This window comes from Bifidobacterium sp. ESL0798, assembly GCF_029395415.1.
GTDB lineage: Bacteria > Actinomycetota > Actinomycetes > Actinomycetales > Bifidobacteriaceae > Bifidobacterium.
Genome location: NZ_CP113914.1, coordinates 1,426,939 through 1,444,851, shown reverse-complemented (window position 1 = coordinate 1,444,851; position 17,913 = coordinate 1,426,939). Strand labels below are relative to the sequence as shown.

Sequence of the window (17,913 nt, the reverse complement as noted above, 5' to 3'; positions counted from 1 at the left end):
GTCGGATGCTTTACCCGACGATGGCGATCATTGCCCGGTCGATACCAGCCGTATCGCCGGAAGTCGAAAAGATGATGACGCAGCTGTATCCGGTCCGGATTCGATAGGTGCGACTGTTGCCGACTCGATTGCTTCCGATTTGCGGGTCGGAAAGGCAAATGACAATGCAGCTTCAGCTCGGAATCGCAAGTCGACAGCGCATAAAAGACCCAACAGGGCCCACACACATGCGGTCGCGGTGACGAGCAATTACACCAGCGGCTTTGGCGGCAGTCTTGATGCCGAGGATACCTTCAACGGGTCACACAGGCGCAGGAAGTATGGCAAATACGGACATGGGCGTGGCCACACCCGTTACCGCAAATACCGTACGGGTGCGCCGGTGAAACGTGTGCCGGACGATCCGTCCGACGCGGACGCCTGCCGGGAGGCGGCGCTGACCCTGCTCGATGCCGCCGCCCGTTCTTCGGGTGCGCTTGTCAAGCGGTTGACCGATAAAGGCTATGATTCCCAAGTCGCCGAGGATGTGGTCATGCGTCTGGTTGAGGTCCATCTCATCGATGACGAGGAATATGCCCGTTCCGTCGTGCGTAGTTGTGCCGGGCGGATGCTCGGTTTCCGCGGCACTGTCATGGAGCTGAAACGCAAGGGTGTCGACGACCGGTTGGCGCTCAATGTGGCGAGCGAAGCGCGTGAACAAGGCGTGTTTGAGGATGCCGCATGGCAGCTGGGGCGTAAGGTAGCGGCAAAGACGCAGGGCATGGAACGTGAGGTCCGTCGTCGTCGTTTCTGGGGTGCGGGTGGACGAAAAGGTCATGACCCGGAAGTGTTGCGTCGTGTAGCCCATGAGTTATTCGACGAAGCTTCGGAATCCTGAAGAGGGCGCCATCTGACACCGTTATGTTGATTTGCCGTAGGCGTTGCCGACGAATTCCTTCGGTGGAATTCGTGGTTGAAAAGTGAAGTGAGACCTCGTATACCCCGGGTTCTGTCGCGTGTCGCCACGCGGATGGCCATCCATCTCGACCTGACGTCGCCGCCAGGCTCTAGCGGCCTACCCGAAGGCCGGGCGAGCAGCCCGTGCCGGAACCGAAGCTCCGACGTGCCTTCTGCTTGGCCTTGCTCCCGATGAGGCTTGCCAGCGACCGACTGTTGCCAGCGGCCCGGTGGTCTCTTACACCGCCGTTTCACCCTTACCCGATCGCTCGGGCGGTCTGCTTTCTGTTGCGCTTGCTCTCAGGTCACCCCGGGCGGACGTTATCCGCCATCGTGCTCTGTGGAGCCCGGAAGTTCCTCAGCCGGCCTGGGTTCGCCAAGCCGGCCGCGACCATCAAGAGGTCTCACAAGCATTCAATTATAGCAAACCGTTTCCTGTGGCGTGGCGTGCAAGCGAACGGCGTATTTTTGGGGTACTCCCAGCCAGTTGCAAACGAAGACGCTAGACTGGAAATAAGCAGCATGACAGTGATGTTGATGCTGGCACATAGGTGGAGCAAACGCCACCGAACCTAACAGGAGGTCGACCATGGATATAGTCGTTACTGGACGTCATATGCAAGTCAATCAGAAGTTCCGTGATGTAGTGGACACAAAGATGAAGCGTGTCACCTCGATCGCCCCGGACACCGCGCGCACACAGATCGTCGTATCCCGTGAAGGCAACCCTCGCCAGGCCGACACCGCCAAGCGCGTCGAGATCACCATCGAGGCCGGGGCCACCGTGGTGCGTGCCGAAGCCTCAAGCTCGGATGAATACAGCGCCCTCGATATTGCACTGGACAAGCTGACGCTTCGTCTGCGTCGTGTCCGCGATCGCCGCAAGAACCATCGTCCGACCCGGAAGGAACAGAAAACCGTGGATACGGGTGTGGTTCCTCTTGATGAGCCGATCAATACCGAGCCCACCGCCTTGCAGCAGCCCGAAGAAGTGGAGCATCCGCTTTCCACCGATCTCGGCCCTGGTGAGAGCGTGGAGGTGCAGGTCGGGGACACCCCGATTGTCATCCGTCGCAAGCTGCACGTTGCCGATCCGATGACCATTGACGAGGCTCTTTACGAGATGGAACTCATCGGTCATGACTTCTTCCTCTTCGTCAACAGCGAGACGAATCGTCCCTCCGTCGTCTATCGCCGTCACGGCTGGAGCTATGGCGTCTTTGAGATTGACACCGCTGAAAATGTCAAGAAGGCGAACAAGGCGGCCAAAAACAAAAGGTAGATACGGTTCAAATCCGCTTGCGGCGAGTCTCAATGTCGGAAACTCCGATTAAGTAAGCGGATTCCAGCGATTTTTGGCGTTATTCGACCCACCGAGATCAATCGGTGGGTCGACTCATATTACGTCAGGAATTGTCCTTTTTTGTGAACTTTATATCTGAATACGTGGAAAATCTGCGCCGTCGCGTAAGATGAACGATAGTCTGTGCCAAGCCTCGGTTGGCTTGGTCTTGCTCGTTTATGGGAAACGAACTAGGGAGCGAAATTGGTAGATATCGTCGATAAGGCCCTGCGCATGGGCGAGGGCCACCAGATCAAGAAACTTGAGAACGTGGCCAAGGCGACTAATGCACACGAGGACGAGATTGCGGCCCTGAGCGACGAGGAACTCGCCGGGCAAACGGCCAAATTCAAGCAACGTCTCGACAATGGCGAGGATTTGGACAAGCTCATGCCCGAGGCATTCGCAACGGTGCGTGAAGTCTCCAAGCGTACACTCGGCCAGCGGCACTTCGATGTGCAGCTGATGGGCGGAGCGGCTCTGCACTGGGGCAACATCGCCGAGATGAAAACCGGTGAAGGCAAGACCTTGGTCGCCACGCTTCCTTCATATCTGAACGCTTTGGAGGGCAAGGGTGTCCATATCGTCACCGTCAACGACTACCTCGCCAGCTATCAGAGCGAGCTGATGGGCCGCATCTTCCGCTTCCTGAAGATGAACGTCGGCTGCATCATCACCGACCAGAAGCCGGCCGAACGCCGCAAGCAATACGAGGCGGACATCACCTACGGCACCAACAACGAATTCGGTTTCGATTACCTGCGCGACAACATGGCTTGGGAGAAAAACGAGCTGGTGCAGCGCGGCCATCACTATGCCATCGTCGATGAGGTCGACTCCATTCTGATTGATGAGGCGCGTACCCCTCTGATTATTTCCGGCCCTGCAGAAGGTGGCGTCACCCGTTGGTACCGCCAGTTCGCCAAGCTCGTCACCAAGCTGACGCGCGATGAGGATTACGACGTCGACGAAAAGAAGAAGGTCGTCGGCATTCTCGACCCGGGCATCACCAAAGTCGAAGACTTCCTCGGTATCGACAATCTCTATGAGCCCAGCAACACCGCGCTGATCGGTTATCTCAACAACGCCATCAAGGCCAAGGAACTCTTCCTGCGCGACAAGGACTACGTCGTCACCGGCGGCGAAGTGCTCATCGTCGACGAACACACCGGCCGTGTGCTTCCCGGCCGTCGCTACAACGAAGGTCTCCACCAGGCCATCGAAGCCAAGGAAGGCGTCGAGGTCAAGGCCGAGAACCAGACGTTCGCCACGATCACCCTGCAGAACTACTTCCGTATGTACGACAAGCTCGCGGGCATGACCGGTACGGCAGAAACCGAAGCCGCCGAATTCATGAACACGTACAAGCTGGGCGTGCTGCCGATTCCGACCAACAAGCCGATGATCCGCGTCGATCAGGACGATTTGATCTACCGCACCAAGAAGGAAAAGCTCACCGCCATCATCAAGGACGTCGCCAAGCGCTACAAGAAGGGCCAGCCGGTCCTCTTGGGCACCGCTTCCGTCGAATCCTCCGAGGTCGTGTCCTCGCTGCTGGATGTAGCAGGAATTCCTCACCAGGTCTTGAACGCGAAACACCACGAGAAGGAAGCGGCGGTCGTCGCCGTCGCAGGTCGCAAGGGCGCCATCACCGTGGCCACCAACATGGCCGGTCGTGGTACCGACATCATGCTCGGCGGCAACGTCGAGTTCCTCGCCGATCAGAAGCTCAAGAGTGAAGGCTATTCCGCCGACGACACTCCCGAGGAGTACGAGAAGCGTTGGCCTGGCACCTTGGCCGAGATGAAGGAACAGGCCAAGGACGAGCACGAAGAGGTGACTAAGCTTGGTGGCCTTTACGTGCTGGGCACCGAGCGGCATGAGTCCCGCCGTATCGACAATCAGCTTCGCGGCCGTTCCGGCCGTCAGGGCGACCCGGGCGAATCCCGCTTCTACCTGAGCCTCGAAGACGATCTGATGAGGCTTTTCAACACCCAGCTTGTCGCCCGTGTGATGGCCAAGGGCCTGCCGGAAGGCGAGCCGATCGAATCGAAGAGCGTCTCCAAGGGTGTGCGCACCGCGCAGAAGTCCGTGGAGTCCCGCAACTTCGAAATGCGTAAGAACGTCCTCAAATATGACGACGTGATGAACAAGCAGCGCAAGGTCATCTATTCCGAACGTCAGGCCGTGCTGCGCGGCGTCGACATCCACGAAGACATCCTGCGCTTCATCGACGAAACCATCGAAAGCTACATCAAGGGAGCCAACAACAGCAGCGACAAGCCCGATCAGTGGGATTGGGACGGCCTGTTCAGCGCGCTGAAAACGGTCTATCCGATTGCCGTTGAACAAGATGATGTCAAGCAGAAGGCCGAAGGTCTCAAGGGTGAAAAGGCCGTTGAGGCGGTCAAGGAAGTCATCGTTGCAGATGCCAAGAAGCAGTATGCGGGTTACGAGGACCAGATCGGTGCCGACGGATTGCGTCAGCTCGAGCGTCGCGTCGTGCTTGCCGTACTCGACAAGAAGTGGCGTGAACACCTCTACGAGATGGATTACTTGAAGGACGGCATCGGTCTGCGCGGCATGGGCCAGCGTGACCCGCTGGTCGAATACCAGCGCGAAGGCTTCCAGATGTACAACAAGATGATCGACGCCATCAAGGAGGAGAGCATCCAGCTGCTCTTCCACGTCGACATCCGGCAGGTCGCCGAGACCGAGGACGCTGAAGCCGAGAATGGAGAATCCTCCGCCGAGGATGAGGCTGTCGATGCTGCCGCGCAAGCCGCCGGAGTCGCTTCTGTCGATGAGGGTGAGGCTGCACAATCGCAAGCCACGGTCGCTTCCGCTCCGGCTGATCCGGACGCCAGTGATGAGGATGCCGATGAAGCCGACATCGCCGAAGAGACCGAGGAAAGCGACGAAGGCAATCCTGAACCCAGCATTGTCGGCCCGGAGCCGATGAGCCACGCCGAAGGCAAGGTTCCGGCCAACAAGCGTCCGAAGGCTGAAGAGCTCAAGAGCCCGTGGTCTGATGGCAGGACGTTCCCCGGCACCAAGAAGAACGACCCATGCCCCTGCGGTTCAGGCCGTAAGTACAAGATGTGCCACGGACAGAACGAAAAGAAGTGAAGTTCGCGATGATTACCCGCTGGCTTTGAGTTAGTGGATACAAGAAAACGGTGTCTGACAGTTCAATATGTCAGCCACCGTTTTTATTGGTTTGTTCAGCGTTTGTCATTCACAGATATCTGTCTAACAAATAATGAAAATACTGGTTTGTACTGAAATGCGCAATTAATTGACATCTTGTTTTGTGTATTTTCGTTGGAATCTGATGAATGGGCTATCGATCGGTCAGACCCTGGACCCGTCGTCGAAATAATCCGTTTGTGTCTGCCGGAATCCCTTATGCATGGTGAGCAGTCCCACGCCGCCTATCAACGCGCATAGGCCGAAAACAAGACCCATGATGCCGGCAAATCTGGGCAAGAAGACCGCAGCGATGAGCCCGGCGATACCGACTACCAGCAACGCCCAGAATACGACCTTTACCGGGTTGAGATGGCCCAAGTCGGGATTCGGCGGCGTGAAGTCGTCGAAGCTGTCCATGACATCATCGGTGTCCAGCCAGCTGGAACCCTCGAAATCGCGAGGTCCATGTGGTTTCGAGGATTTTGAGGATGCTCCCTGAGCAGAGGAATCCGGCGCAACTTTTTCAATGGAAAGCAAAGTCTTCTTTTCCTCTTGGCTGGCTCGCTTTTCAAAGCGTTTTGCGCTACGGGAACTGCTGATGTCGTCAAGGTCATCGGCATGTTCGGCCTCAAACTGTTTCCAAGCTTCCTCAAGTGCCGCAGCGTCGGAACGGGTGCTTTTTTGCTCTCATTAGCCCCCGATTCAGCGTCGGAATCGGCATCATCCCGATTGTCGTCACTGTTGTTGCTATCCTTGAGGCTAGTCATACCGACCACTCTAACCCAGCGGTCGGCCAATTGCTTTCTTCAAGAGCATGCCTGTCAGACGTGCGAGATTTTAGGGAGGTAGGAGCTCGTGCTCTATTGGTTCTTTGTTCGTAGTCTTGGCCCGCTGGCCCGTTGGCGTATGCATCCGGAAGGCGTCGGTGTCGACAATATTCCCAAAACCGGCGGCGGTATCATCGCTTCGAATCATCTGGCTGTCATCGATGATGCGCTGATTCCGCTGACCAGCCCGCGCATGGTTCATTTCATGGGCAAGGCCGAATATTTCGAAGGCAAGGGTCTCAAGGGCAAGTTCATCAAATGGTGGTTCACTTCCGTCGGTGTGTTCCCGGTGGATCGTTCAGGGGGCTCGAAATCGCTCGGGGCGCTTGCTCACGCCCGTGAAATCATCGAAGACGGGCATCTTTTCGGCATTCACGTAGAGGGCACGCGTAGCCCCGATGGAAGGCTTTATCGGGGGCACACCGGCGTGGCGAAGCTTGCCCTGGAAACAGGCTGCGACATCATTCCCACGGCCGTCATCGGCAGCAGGAAGATACAGATGCCCGGACAGGTCGTTCCCAGCTCCGGGTACACCAAGGTGGTTTACGGCAAACCGATTTCGGTGCGTAAAGTCGATCCGGATACCATCACCCATGACGAGCTGCGCGAGTTGACCGACCATGTCATGGCCGAAATCGATAAGCTCAGCGGGCAGGAATACGTCGACGAATATGCCCAAACCGTCAAAGCGCGAATGAACAAGGTGCAACAGGCCAAACAAGCACAATAGCCGGACCAGGCTCAAACGTAATAACGGACGATTGGGCGGTGAGATCAGCGCAACAAGCGGCTGGAGACACTAGCTGCAAGCAGTGTCGTGGACGTTCGTGCCGGTCAGTAGTCAGAAGTCACGGATTCTGCGAAACGATCTTCAGACCACGGTAAGCGTGATGACGGTGGGGCCGCCGTCATTGCCCCGCACGCGAACCTGCGCTCCGGGGTCGGGCGATTGGAAACGGACCTGATGGGTGAGGTCTCCCAACGGCGCGGAGATCTTGACCTTCAGCCCCAAGGCCTCCAACGTCTTCTGGGCGTCGTTTTCGTTCTTGCCGCGCACGTCGGGAATGGTCACCGTCTCCGGCCCCTTGGAAACCACGACATCGACCTTGTCGCCCCAATGCAGCTGCGTGCCGGCCTTGATCGATGTGGAGACGATGGAGCCGGCCGGTACCGTATCGTCGAACGCTTCGGTGTAGCTCGGTTTGAGTTTCGCATCGTCGAACGCAGCCTGGGCGTCGTCCTTCGTTCGACCCGTCACGTCGGGCATGCTCACCGGCATCGGTCCTTTGGAGAGGACCAGTGTCACCTTGCGGTTGTGCGCGATCGTCGTTCCGGGCTTGGGAGAGATGGATTTTGCGGCTCCCAGGGGAAGGTCTTCGGAGTATTCGTCCTTGCTTTCCTCGTGAACGATGTTCGTGAAACCGGCTTGGGAGAGGGTCTCCATGGGCTTTGCCCCGGCAGCGCTGGTCGGGTCGAGGATGTCTTTGGGGATGGTGACGTGCCGCACGCCTTTGGAGACGACGACCTTGAGTCTTGCGTTGGTGCGCTTGCTCACATGTTCTCCCACATTTCCGGGATCGGTGGAGATGACTTCGCCTTTGGCCACGGTATCGCTGAATTGTTCGGAAACCTCATAGGGGATGCCGGCCACCTTGAGGGTGCTCTCGTACGGTTTCCATTCGACATCGGTGATACGGCATACGCTGTTCCTGCTGCAGCTCAGGCCCTCGGGCTTGGGCACGCTGTAATAGCTTCCGGGGCCGAGGAAATACCACCATGCCACGCCGGCGGCGGCGAGTATCGCCAAAAGTGTCAGGATGATGGTCGTGACGATGACCGGCTTGCGCAGTTTCGAAGGCTTTTTGGGTTTTGATTCGGCGGCCGGGTTATTGCCAGCCATATCCTTGCTGTGTTCGCCATCTGGCGCATCCATCAGACCGATGGTCACGGTCGGATGGTTCGCCGCAGCCGTTCCGTCGTTGGCCAGGGTCCGTCCATCGATGGCCTGCGTGGCGGCGTTGGGTGAGGATTGGCGCTCGTAAGTGCCTGGGGGCATGGAATGCGTTGCCGTGGAATCTGGGGCTGCGGAAGGCATCGGTGAGGAAACGGGGGTTGTTGAAGACACTGCCGGGGCGGTTGGGGACGTCGAAGGCATTGGCGAGGAAGCTGAAACCGCTGGTGTCGTAGGAGGCTCATTGCTTGCAGGAGGCTCGGAGGCGGTGACGGATTCTGCGGTGGCTGGCTCTGCCGCAGCTGCAGTAGCTGTCGGTGGCATCGGCGGAGCCGTGCCGACAAGTGGGGAAGTGCTCACTTTCCCCGCGTCTTCGGCACGTTGTTCGGGCATGATATAGCGGTATTGCCAGCCGTCGACGCCGATATGCGAGCTCAGCGTCCTGAGCTCCTGCAACGCGGCCGAGGCGTCCGCAGGGCGGCTTTCGACCGCCCGGGCCGTCAGATGGCTTACAAAAGTCGAGATCGAGGGATCGATGCCTTGACAGACTGTCTCAAGCGCCGGCACGTCTTCATGAACATGCTTGAAGACCATCGTCACCGGGTTGTCGGAGGTGAAGGGCACTTGCCCGGCGAGCATTTCCCAGGCCATGATGCCTACGGAATAGAGGTCGCCTTGCGGGGTGGCGAGATTGTTTTCGATCATTTCGGGAGCCAGATAGGCCGCCGTTCCCAAAAGCATGCCGGTGGTCGAAAGCGTCGCCTCGCTCATCGCCTTGGCCAGCCCGAAATCGGTGATCTGCACGCGGCCGCGGTCGTTCAACAGGATGTTTTCAGGTTTGATGTCGCGGTGGACCACGCCGGCCCGATGTGCGCTCGCCAGCCCGTCGAGCGTCTGGGAGATGATACGCACCGTCTCATGGACGCTGAAGGTGCCGCGTTCGTTCATCTCGTGGCGCAGATTGACGCCATGCACGTATTCCATCACCAGGTAGTCGCGTCCGCCGGCCGTACCGGAATCGTAGACCTGCACGATATGCGGGTTGCTGATGGCGGCGGCGCTGCGGGCCTCGCGGTGGAACCGGGCGACGAACTGGTCGCGGTGAGGCCCCTGCGCCAGCTGCGTGTGCATCACCTTGATGGCCACGATGCGTTCGAGCCGTTCGTCGCGGGCCTTGTAGACCGTAGCCATGCCGCCGTCCGCGATCGGCCCCAAGACGCGGTAACGCCCGTCGATCAGTGGGGTTTGCGGTTGCGTTTCGGCTTCGCTCATGACTTGGTTGTGTTCCTTGGCTGCTGGTGGGTACGAATGTCTCAATATTACATGCCATAAGGTACGTCAGGGATTCGGACGAAATAGGCGGACAGCGGATTACCTCAGTGCGTCGGGGATGAATCGTGCGCAGGAAGCCGTCAGCATAGTACGGCCTTCCGGTGTCATATCTGTTTTGGCGATTGCCGTCTGCGTTTGCCTCCACCGGTCGTGGATACGTTTGCGTGACAGATTGATGGCACCGCTCAACGCGAAAAGACCGAGCACGGCATGCACGTCAGCGTTGCTTCTGGCGGGTTTGCGGTATATCTCGATAAGAGTCTGTCTGCCTGTTTCGTCTGCCGCTTGCAGGGCGTCGGCGAACAGAACGGTATGCTTGCCTTCGCGGATGTCCCCGCCAATGGGTTTGCCGGTGGATTGCGACGTGCCGATGACATCGAGCAGGTCGTCGGTCAGCTGGAACGCAACCCCCAGCGGCAGCCCGATGTCGTACGCGGCCTGATGTGCGGTTTCCGGATCCATCCCTGAAGCGCACAGTCCCAGTTCAAGCGGGGCGATGGTGGTGTAACTTGCCGTTTTCCAGGCAAAGACGTTAAGTGAGGCGTTGATCAGTTCGTCCGGTTCGTCGAGGCTGATGGTTTCAGCGCCCAGATCCAGCGTCTGTCCGATTTCGACAGCACGTTGCATATCAAGGAACGTATGCAGATTGGCATCGGGATGTTGTAATACCGATTTTTCAAGGGCTGATGTGGCGATATCGACCGAGGCGGTGGCAAGCATATTACCGAGCATCAGCGCCAACCCGGTTCCGAGATTGTCCGGCCCGTTTTTCCCCTCAGGCTGACATGGGCACTGGGGCGGCCGCGGCGCAAGGGTGAATCATCGATGATGTCGTCGTGGATCAACGCGCTGGTCTGATAGATTTCGATGGCGCAGGTCAGGTCGAGCATGGCATCGGGAACGTTTCGGATTGTTGGAAGAAGCCGGCTGGAGTCGTCTGAATGAGTTGCGTTCGCAGCTTTTCCATGGCTTGGCGTTGCGGAATCCTCGCCATCGCCGCTCGCTGCTGGGGATGTCGAAATTCCGTAGGCCTTGAACGCGGACAGGGCGAGCAGCGCCCGAAGCCGTTTGCCGCCCTGATTGGCGGCCAGACCTTCGTCGAAGACGGCTTGCAAGGTCGGATTAAGATTCGTCGCCACATCATGGTGGCCATTGACATACATCCATTCCTTGCATAGTTCGGCGATGCGTCGGTCGATGACACGGTTATCCACACTTGCTTGCATGCCTACCAGATTATCCACATCATCATACTTGCCTATCCACTTTGTCATATAGAGCCAAAGAACGGCGGATTTTCAACGTTAATGAGCATCCGACCACCGTGACCGAAAATCACACGGAAAACAGGCAAAGTGTGCCATAGTGAATCAGACAAGATGTTTTATCCGTTTGCCGATCAGCGCCGGCAAAGCGCAACCAACAACAAGGAGCAACCATGAGCAAGAAAACATCAACCTATGCGACTGACAAGACATCGCAACGTCGTCTTGTGGCAGGACCTTCGGGTTCACGCCCTCATCGTCCAGCGGGTGTCCGAGAAAAGCCGAATGCGGCCAACGGTCCCGCTTGCCGCAGCAGGGGAGGCGTCAAACCTCGAAAGCGTTCGATGTCAGGCATGGCGGAGCATGCACTGGCATCAAGACCGGGCGAAAAGCAATCCCGGCATCATTGCTGTGACGAGCCTGAACGGCAAATCAACTTGGACAGCATAGATGAGCATATCATCGACGCCGCGATAGCGCAGCGTGCCGCAGATGCCATCGGAGATTCGCAGGAAGACCCTCAAAACGCTCAATTGGAGGCATTGGCGAGACACTTGCAAGAGTGCAAGATGGAGAAGGGAATCGCCAAAGCGTGTCGCGATTGGCTTGATGCCCCGTTCTGCGAATGGAACGACAACCTGTGCAATCATCGTCATCGTATGTCAAAGCCCAATGCCACTGCCATCTGTGTGGCGATGGCGGATATGCTTTCCCCTCGTGATGCTTTGATCATGTCATTGGTGGGTGCGACGAATGCGAAGGTCGGTGTCGAGGCAATGCTCGACTTGGCGGCGGAACCCCATGATCCGGCCAACGTCATCCGTCTTTACCGACTGCTGGATGCGGCTTTCAACGATGCCGATGCTTCGCCCGATCTCGAACGTTGCACGTGCGGGATAGACATGCTTGCCGACATGGCCGCAATGGTCTGCGGACGTTTCGAAGTCCAGCCGTTGACCGTGGCCGCATACGGGTCATGGTGGGTGGGCGGCGACGATGCGCTGGACTACGCGCGCCAGGCGCTTTGCCTGGATGGGCAATGCACGCTTGCGCGCATTATCTGTTCTGCGATCGACCAGGGTTTGCGTCCCGCATGGCGAATGTAGAATCCGAAAGAAGGGAATGGCCTTCGGCCTTGGCTGAGCAGAAACCCATTAAAACAAAAGCGGATGGACATTCCCGTATGTTTTGACGAAGTCATTTGTTGTCAACGGGAATAATCGTCCTTGTTTGATGGTTGACTCTTATAGTTACTGGTTTTGTAATGTAGTGGTTTCGCGTCTTGTAGAGGCGTGGGCATAATTATCATTCACTTTTAGGAGGGTACGTTTGGCCAAGAAGGAACAGGCAACAACCGTAGAGTCTGAGCAAAGCGAGGATAGCAAGGATACCAAGGCCACTCGTAAGTCGAAGGCCACCCGTTCGTCTTCTTCAACGACTACGCGTAAGGTGACAGCCAAAACGAAGAAAGCCAAGAAAACCACCGCTGCGAAAAAAACGTCGAAAAAGGCGAAGAGGGACGAGGAAAAGCCTGATATCACTGATATCGAAAAGGATCCCGAGGACATTTCGGACGATGTGGAACTTCAGGATGCCGATCTCGATGACGTCGACGATGTAACGGAAGTCGACGACGATGAGGATTTCGACGATCTGACCGATGATTCCTCCACTTTGCCCGAAAGCGACGAGGACGAGACCTCCGAACCCGAGGACGACGATGAGGATGAGGAAGACGATGACAGCGCCGCATCCCATCGCACAGCTCCCGCACTGCCGAAGGCCAAAGGCGCATTCGTCGTCACCAACGATGACGACGATGACAATCTGACCCCCTCGGGCAATCCGAAGCGCCGTGTGATCGCGGCCGGTGCCACCGCCGATCCCGTCAAGGATTACCTCAAGCAGATCGGCCGTGTCAGCCTTCTGAACGCCGAGCAGGAGGTCGATCTTTCCGAGCGTATCGAGGCCGGGCTGTATGCGCAGCATCTGCTCGACTCCCAGTCCGACGGCATGGACTTCAAGCGCAAGCGTGAGCTCAAGTGGGCCGCGAACGACGGCAAGAAGGCCAAGGACCATCTTCTTGAGGCCAACCTTCGCCTCGTCGTCTCGCTGGCCAAGCGTTATACCGGCCGTGGCATGCTCTTCCTTGATCTGATTCAGGAAGGCAACCTGGGTCTGATCCGTGCCGTCGAGAAGTTCGACTGGAAGAAGGGATTCAAGTTCTCCACCTATGCCACTTGGTGGATTCGCCAGGCTATTACGCGCGCCATGGCCGACCAGGCCCGCACGATTCGTGTGCCCGTCCACATGGTCGAGGTCATCAACAAGCTTTCCCGTGTCCAGCGTCAGATGTTGCAGGACCTCGGCCGTGAGCCTACACCCGACGAGCTGGCCCGCGAGCTTGACATGCCGGTCGAAAAGGTGCAGGAAGTGCAGAAATACGGTCGTGAGCCGATTTCATTGCACACGCCTCTCGGTGAAGACGGCGATTCCGAATTCGGCGATCTGATCGAAGACACCGACGCGATTGCGCCGAGTGAGGCTGTTGCGTTCTCCTTGCTGCAGGAGCAGTTCAAGCAGGTGTTGGAGACGCTTTCGCCTCGCGAGGCCGGCGTCATCAAGATGCGCTACGGCCTTGAAGACGGCCAGCCCAAGACACTGGATGATATCGGTCGCGTCTACGGGGTCACCCGTGAGCGTATCCGTCAGATCGAGTCCAAGACCATGTCGAAGCTGCGTCACCCGTCTCGCTCGCAGACGTTGCGCGACTTCCTGGATCAGTGATCATAGGCTCTTCGCCCGCCGCTTTGCGCGGCGGGTTTTGCATATCCGACAGGATTCCACGTTCGGAGGATTGGTTGTACGGCAGAGGATTGGCTGTCGGATCTGTTTCGATATGAAGCCGGTTGATACGATGGAAATCGTCGACCGTATTGTTTTTAGAGACCATGCTGTAACGTGTACCGCTTTGGCGAGGCTGTTGGGTATGGTGATAATTCGTGGCTCAACGCCGAATCTCTTTTGTTAAGGTAGGTATGAAAGCGAATGGTTGAGGAATACAGTGCCAAGGACCTGTCCGTACTGGAAGGACTTGATGCCGTACGCAAGCGCCCGGGCATGTATATCGGCACCACCGATAGCCAGGGACTCATGCACTGCCTGTGGGAGATCATCGACAATTCCGTCGACGAGGCGCTCGCCGGTGCCTGCAACAAGATCGTGGTCACCCTGCATACCGACGGTTCCATCGAAGTGGCCGACAACGGCCGTGGCATCCCGGTGGATGTGGAGAAGAAGACCAAGCTCACCGGTGTCGAGGTCGTGCTGACCAAACTGCACGCCGGCGCGAAATTCGGCAATTCCTCCTACGGAGCTTCCGGCGGTCTGCACGGTGTCGGTTCCTCGGTGGTCAACGCCTTGAGCTCGCGTCTTGACGTCGAGGTCGACCGCAACGGCAAAACCTACCATATGGCCTTCCATCAGGGCCATCCGGGTGTCTACGACGATCCGGACACACAGCATCGTTCTCCGGACAACAAGTTCAAGAAGACTCGGAAGAACAAGCCCACCGAACTTGAGGTCATCGGCAAGGTGACGCCTAAGACCACCGGCACCCGCATCCGCTATTGGGTCGATCCGGAGATTTTCAACGACACCGCGCATTTCAGCTACGAGCAGCTCATCGATCGAGTACGGCAGACCAGCTTCCTGGTTCCGGGCCTGAAGATTATCGTCATTGACGAGAACATCCCGGAAACCGGCGACGCAGCCGTGGATGATATGTTCGAAGTGGACGCGCCACAGCCGGAGGAGTCTTCCAACGGTAATGCTTCTGGAGATGTGGATGCTGCTGAGACTTCTCAGGCTCCGACTCTGGCTTCTGCCTTCGATGATGACGATGATTCTGAGGTTCCATTCGATAATTCTGCGGTTACGTTCGATGATCCCGAAAATAATGGAGCAAATGATAATACGGAGTTATCGGAAGATAATGATGACAAGATCAACGCGGCTGATGGCAAATCCGAGACCCCAGAAGCCGATGACGATCATCCATCCGATAAAACTCAAAACGACCGCGATAGCGGCAATGATGCGCAAGCCAATGCCTCGCTGAACGTCGAAACCGATGGAGCGCTGGAACGCCCCCACAAGCGTGTCGAGGAATTCCTGCATACCGGAGGCGTGAAGGATTTCGTCGACTTCCTTTCGCAAGGTGAGCCCGTTTCGACGGTGTGGAATATAGCCGGCGACGCCACCTATACCGAAGAGACGCAGGCGGTGGACGACAACGGCGACCTGCACGCCGAAAAGATCAAACGAGACTGCTCGGTCAACATCGCCCTGCGTTGGGTCAACGGCTACGACACGACCATCCGCAGTTTCGTCAACGTGGTGGAGACCCCCGGCGGCGGCATGCACGTCGACGGGTTCCTGCAATCGATCACCAAGCAGGTGCGCAAGGCCGTCGAGGCCAACGCCCGCAAGCTCAAGGTCAATCTGAAGGATTCCAAGAGCAAGGTCGAGCGCGACGACATCCTCGCCGGTTTCGTGGCCGTGGTCACCGTACGCATCGCCGAACCGCAGTTCCAAGGCCAGACCAAGGACGTGCTCGGTACGGCTCCGGTGCGTCCGATCGTCTCGAAGATGACCGACAAGCAATTCGGCGAGATGATCAACGGGTCGCGCCGCGGCTTCAAGGAGCAGTCCGGGCGGGTCTTGGAAAAGATCGTCGGCGAGATGCACGCCCGCATCCAGGCACGCAAGACCAAGGAGGTCACCCGCCGCAAGAACGCGCTCGAATCCGCCTCCATGCCGGCCAAGCTTTCCGACTGCCAGCCGGGCAACGACGATGTGGCCGAACTGTTCATCGTCGAGGGCGATTCCGCTCTGGGAACGGCCAAGGCGGCCCGAAACTCCGGTTTCCAGGCATTGCTGCCGATCCGTGGCAAGATCCTCAACGTACAAAAAGCCAGCATGACCCAGATTCTGGCCAACAAAGAATGCTCGGCGATCATCCAAGTCATCGGTGCGGGGAGCGGCGCCAACTTCGACGTCACCCAGACCCGCTACAACAAGGTCATCATGATGACCGATGCGGATGTCGACGGCGCCCACATTCGCATCCTGCTGCTGACACTTTTCTACCGGTTCATGCGCCCGCTCATCACCCACGGCCATGTCTACGCCGCCGTCCCGCCGCTGCACCGCATCGCGCTGGCCGGCAAGCACAAGGGCGAGTTCATCTACACCTATTCCGATGACGAACTGGCCGGCAAGCTCGCCGAGCTCGATCGTCAGGGCATCGCCTACAACCCCGACGTGCAGCGCTACAAGGGCCTGGGCGAGATGGACGCCGACCAGCTGGCCGACACCACCATGGACCCGCGCAGCCGGATGCTGCGCCGCATCTCCATGGAGGAGGCCGAGGACGCCAGCAGCATATTCACCCTGCTGATGGGCGACGAGGTGCCTCCGCGCCGTCAGTTCATTGTCGACAACGCCGACGACTTCGACCGCACCAAGATCGACACCTGATGGCGATTTCAATATCTACTTGCCTATAGCCTAAAAATAAGGTTGTAGGCAAGTTTTATGCACGAGTCATGTTTCATAGTTGGAATAGGTTGGATTTCGCATATTCCGGTTGTTGCGGCCGTATTCCGCATCATGTGACCTCGGCGTTTCGTTTTTGCCTTTTCGTCCTCACCGGTATGAGAGAATGAAAACGTTGTCTTTGACCTGCGGTTCGGCATCGTCTGGGTCAAGAATCATTGTCATGACCCAAAGGAGTTATCGTGACCAATCTGTTGTTGGCCGTCATCTATCTGGCGTTCATTTCGCTGGGTCTGCCGGATTCCCTGCTGGGTGCCGCCTGGCCGAGCATGCGTCCGACGATGGGTGTGCCGCTTTCCTGGGTCGGCGGCATCTCCATGATCATTTCGGCCGGTACCATCGTTTCGGCGCTGCTTTCCGACCGTCTGACACTACGATTCGGCACTGGCAAGCTCACCGCCGTCTCCGTGGGACTCACCGCCGTGGCTCTCTTCGGCTTTTCGGTCGCACCCAACTACTGGGTGCTTGCGTTGATCGCGATTCCCTACGGCCTCGGTGCCGGCGGGGTCGATGCGGCGCTCAACAACTATGTCGCCATCCACTATGCGAGCCGGCACATGAGCTGGCTGCACTGCATGTGGGGCATCGGAGCCTCCGTCGGTCCCTACATCATGGGGTTCGCGCTCTCCAATGGTCAGGGCTGGCCGTGGGGCTATCGTTATATCTCGATCATTCAGATTGCGCTGACCGTGATCATTGTGTTCTCCCTGCCGTTGTGGAAAAGCCGCGACGACGTTGTGTCGGCAACAAGCCGTGAAGGCCGCGAGGTCGATGCGCCTGCGAACAAGGTTGAGAACGTCTCTGAAACCGAAAGCGCAGCAGAGAGCAAACCCGTCAAACCGTTGGGTGTACGTGGGGTGCTTGCCATCCGCGGGGCCAAAGAGATCCTCGTCATGTTCTTCTGCTACTGCGCCATCGAGACCACTGCAGGGCTCTGGGCTTCAAGCTACATGGTCGGTCACGACCGCATCGGCAAGGTCACCGCCGCGTCTCTGGCAAGCCTGTTCTATCTCGGCATCACTGCAGGACGTGCGTTGAGCGGGTTCATGACCATAAGATTCGACGATCCCACGATGATTCGCATCGGACAGGTGGTTCTTGGCTTGGGGCTGATTGTCATGTTGCTGCCGTTGCCGGGGAATGTCGCCACCATCGCAGGTCTGGTGCTGGTCGGATTGGGTTGCGCGCCGATCTATCCGTGCGTCATCCACTCCACGCCTTCGTATTTTGGCACCGAGCGCTCGCAGGCGATCGTAGGGGTGCAGATGGCGTGCGCCTACACCGGCTCGCTGGTGATGCCTCCCGTGTTCGGCCTGATCGCCCAGCACATCTCGATAGCGTTGTACCCGTGGTACATGCTGGTTCTGCTCGTGCTGATGGTACTGATGCACGAAATACTGCGGCGTAAGGTGCCTGTCAAGATTTCCTGACTCGGATCCAGACGTCCTG

12 protein-coding genes and 1 other RNA gene are annotated in these 17,913 nt (G+C 57.9%); 8 read left to right on the top strand and 5 right to left on the bottom strand.

Annotated features, from left to right (window positions below; genetic code table 11):
- Positions 1–238 precede the first annotated feature (238 nt).
- Positions 239–877, top strand: coding sequence for a regulatory protein RecX (locus OZX74_RS06060; protein WP_277156073.1), 639 nt, complete (start codon positions 239–241; stop codon positions 875–877).
- Between the two features lie 84 nt (positions 878–961).
- Here the strand turns inward: OZX74_RS06060 and rnpB are convergent.
- Positions 962–1,343, bottom strand: an RNA gene (gene rnpB / locus OZX74_RS06055) — RNase P RNA component class A.
- 182 nt (positions 1,344–1,525) lie between these two features.
- Between rnpB and raiA the strand changes: the two genes are divergently transcribed.
- Positions 1,526–2,218: a ribosome-associated translation inhibitor RaiA gene (gene raiA / locus OZX74_RS06050; RefSeq protein ID WP_277156072.1), complete on the top strand. Its 693-nt coding sequence runs from the start codon at positions 1,526–1,528 to the stop codon at positions 2,216–2,218.
- 264 nt (positions 2,219–2,482) lie between these two features.
- Positions 2,483–5,407, top strand: coding sequence for a preprotein translocase subunit SecA (gene secA / locus OZX74_RS06045; RefSeq protein WP_277156071.1), 2,925 nt, complete (start codon positions 2,483–2,485; stop codon positions 5,405–5,407).
- Between the two features lie 225 nt (positions 5,408–5,632).
- Here secA and OZX74_RS06040 read toward each other — a convergent pair whose 3' ends face one another.
- Complete coding sequence (locus OZX74_RS06040; RefSeq protein WP_277156070.1) at positions 5,633–6,007, bottom strand: DUF308 domain-containing protein; 375 nt, start codon at positions 6,005–6,007, stop codon at positions 5,633–5,635.
- A gap of 318 nt (positions 6,008–6,325) precedes the next feature.
- Here OZX74_RS06040 and OZX74_RS06035 point away from each other — a divergent pair, with 318 nt between their 5' ends.
- Positions 6,326–7,027, top strand: coding sequence for a lysophospholipid acyltransferase family protein (locus OZX74_RS06035; RefSeq protein WP_277156069.1), 702 nt, complete (start codon positions 6,326–6,328; stop codon positions 7,025–7,027).
- 141 nt (positions 7,028–7,168) lie between these two features.
- Here OZX74_RS06035 and OZX74_RS06030 read toward each other — a convergent pair whose 3' ends face one another.
- From OZX74_RS06030 to OZX74_RS06020, 3 genes are all read right to left on the bottom strand, one after another.
- Positions 7,169–9,520, bottom strand: a complete 2,352-nt coding sequence (locus tag OZX74_RS06030; RefSeq protein ID WP_277156068.1) for a Stk1 family PASTA domain-containing Ser/Thr kinase — start codon at positions 9,518–9,520, stop codon at positions 7,169–7,171.
- Between the two features lie 99 nt (positions 9,521–9,619).
- Entirely contained in the window at positions 9,620–10,312 is a 693-nt protein-coding gene (locus OZX74_RS06025) for a polyprenyl synthetase family protein (protein ID WP_277156067.1), read from the bottom strand.
- Positions 10,312–10,824: a polyprenyl synthetase family protein gene (locus OZX74_RS06020; RefSeq protein ID WP_277156066.1), complete on the bottom strand. Its 513-nt coding sequence runs from the start codon at positions 10,822–10,824 to the stop codon at positions 10,312–10,314. The genes OZX74_RS06025 and OZX74_RS06020 overlap by 1 nt, the downstream gene beginning before the upstream one ends.
- A 194-nt stretch (positions 10,825–11,018) precedes the next feature.
- On the opposite strand from OZX74_RS06020, the gene OZX74_RS06015 reads away from it, so the two are divergent.
- The 4 genes from OZX74_RS06015 (at position 11,019) to OZX74_RS06000 (ending at position 17,894) form a co-directional block, all read left to right on the top strand.
- Positions 11,019–11,951 carry a hypothetical protein gene (locus OZX74_RS06015; protein WP_277156065.1) on the top strand — a complete coding sequence of 311 codons (933 nt, stop codon included), beginning with the start codon at positions 11,019–11,021 and terminating at the stop codon, positions 11,949–11,951.
- A gap of 223 nt (positions 11,952–12,174) precedes the next feature.
- Positions 12,175–13,632 carry an RNA polymerase sigma factor gene (locus OZX74_RS06010; protein WP_277156064.1) on the top strand — a complete coding sequence of 486 codons (1,458 nt, stop codon included), beginning with the start codon at positions 12,175–12,177 and terminating at the stop codon, positions 13,630–13,632.
- 261 nt (positions 13,633–13,893) lie between these two features.
- Positions 13,894–16,386 (top strand): DNA topoisomerase IV subunit B, encoded by a 2,493-nt coding sequence (locus tag OZX74_RS06005; protein WP_277156063.1) that lies wholly within the window; start codon positions 13,894–13,896, stop codon positions 16,384–16,386.
- Between the two features lie 260 nt (positions 16,387–16,646).
- A complete protein-coding gene (locus OZX74_RS06000; RefSeq protein WP_277156062.1) occupies positions 16,647–17,894 on the top strand; it encodes an MFS transporter in 1,248 nt (415 codons plus the stop codon).
- Positions 17,895–17,913: the final 19 nt, after the last annotated feature.

What these genes read in the sequence shown, in the direction of transcription:
- OZX74_RS06005 (WP_277156063.1), top strand. Translation starts at nt 13,894, where the DNA reads ATGGTTGAGGAATACAGTGCCAAGGACCTGTCCGTACTGGAAGGACTT.
- OZX74_RS06025 (WP_277156067.1), bottom strand. Translation starts at nt 10,312, where the DNA reads ATGCTCGGTAATATGCTTGCCACCGCCTCGGTCGATATCGCCACATCA.
- OZX74_RS06030 (WP_277156068.1), bottom strand. Translation starts at nt 9,520, where the DNA reads ATGAGCGAAGCCGAAACGCAACCGCAAACCCCACTGATCGACGGGCGT.
- OZX74_RS06015 (WP_277156065.1), top strand. Translation starts at nt 11,019, where the DNA reads ATGAGCAAGAAAACATCAACCTATGCGACTGACAAGACATCGCAACGT.
- raiA (WP_277156072.1), top strand. Translation starts at nt 1,526, where the DNA reads ATGGATATAGTCGTTACTGGACGTCATATGCAAGTCAATCAGAAGTTC.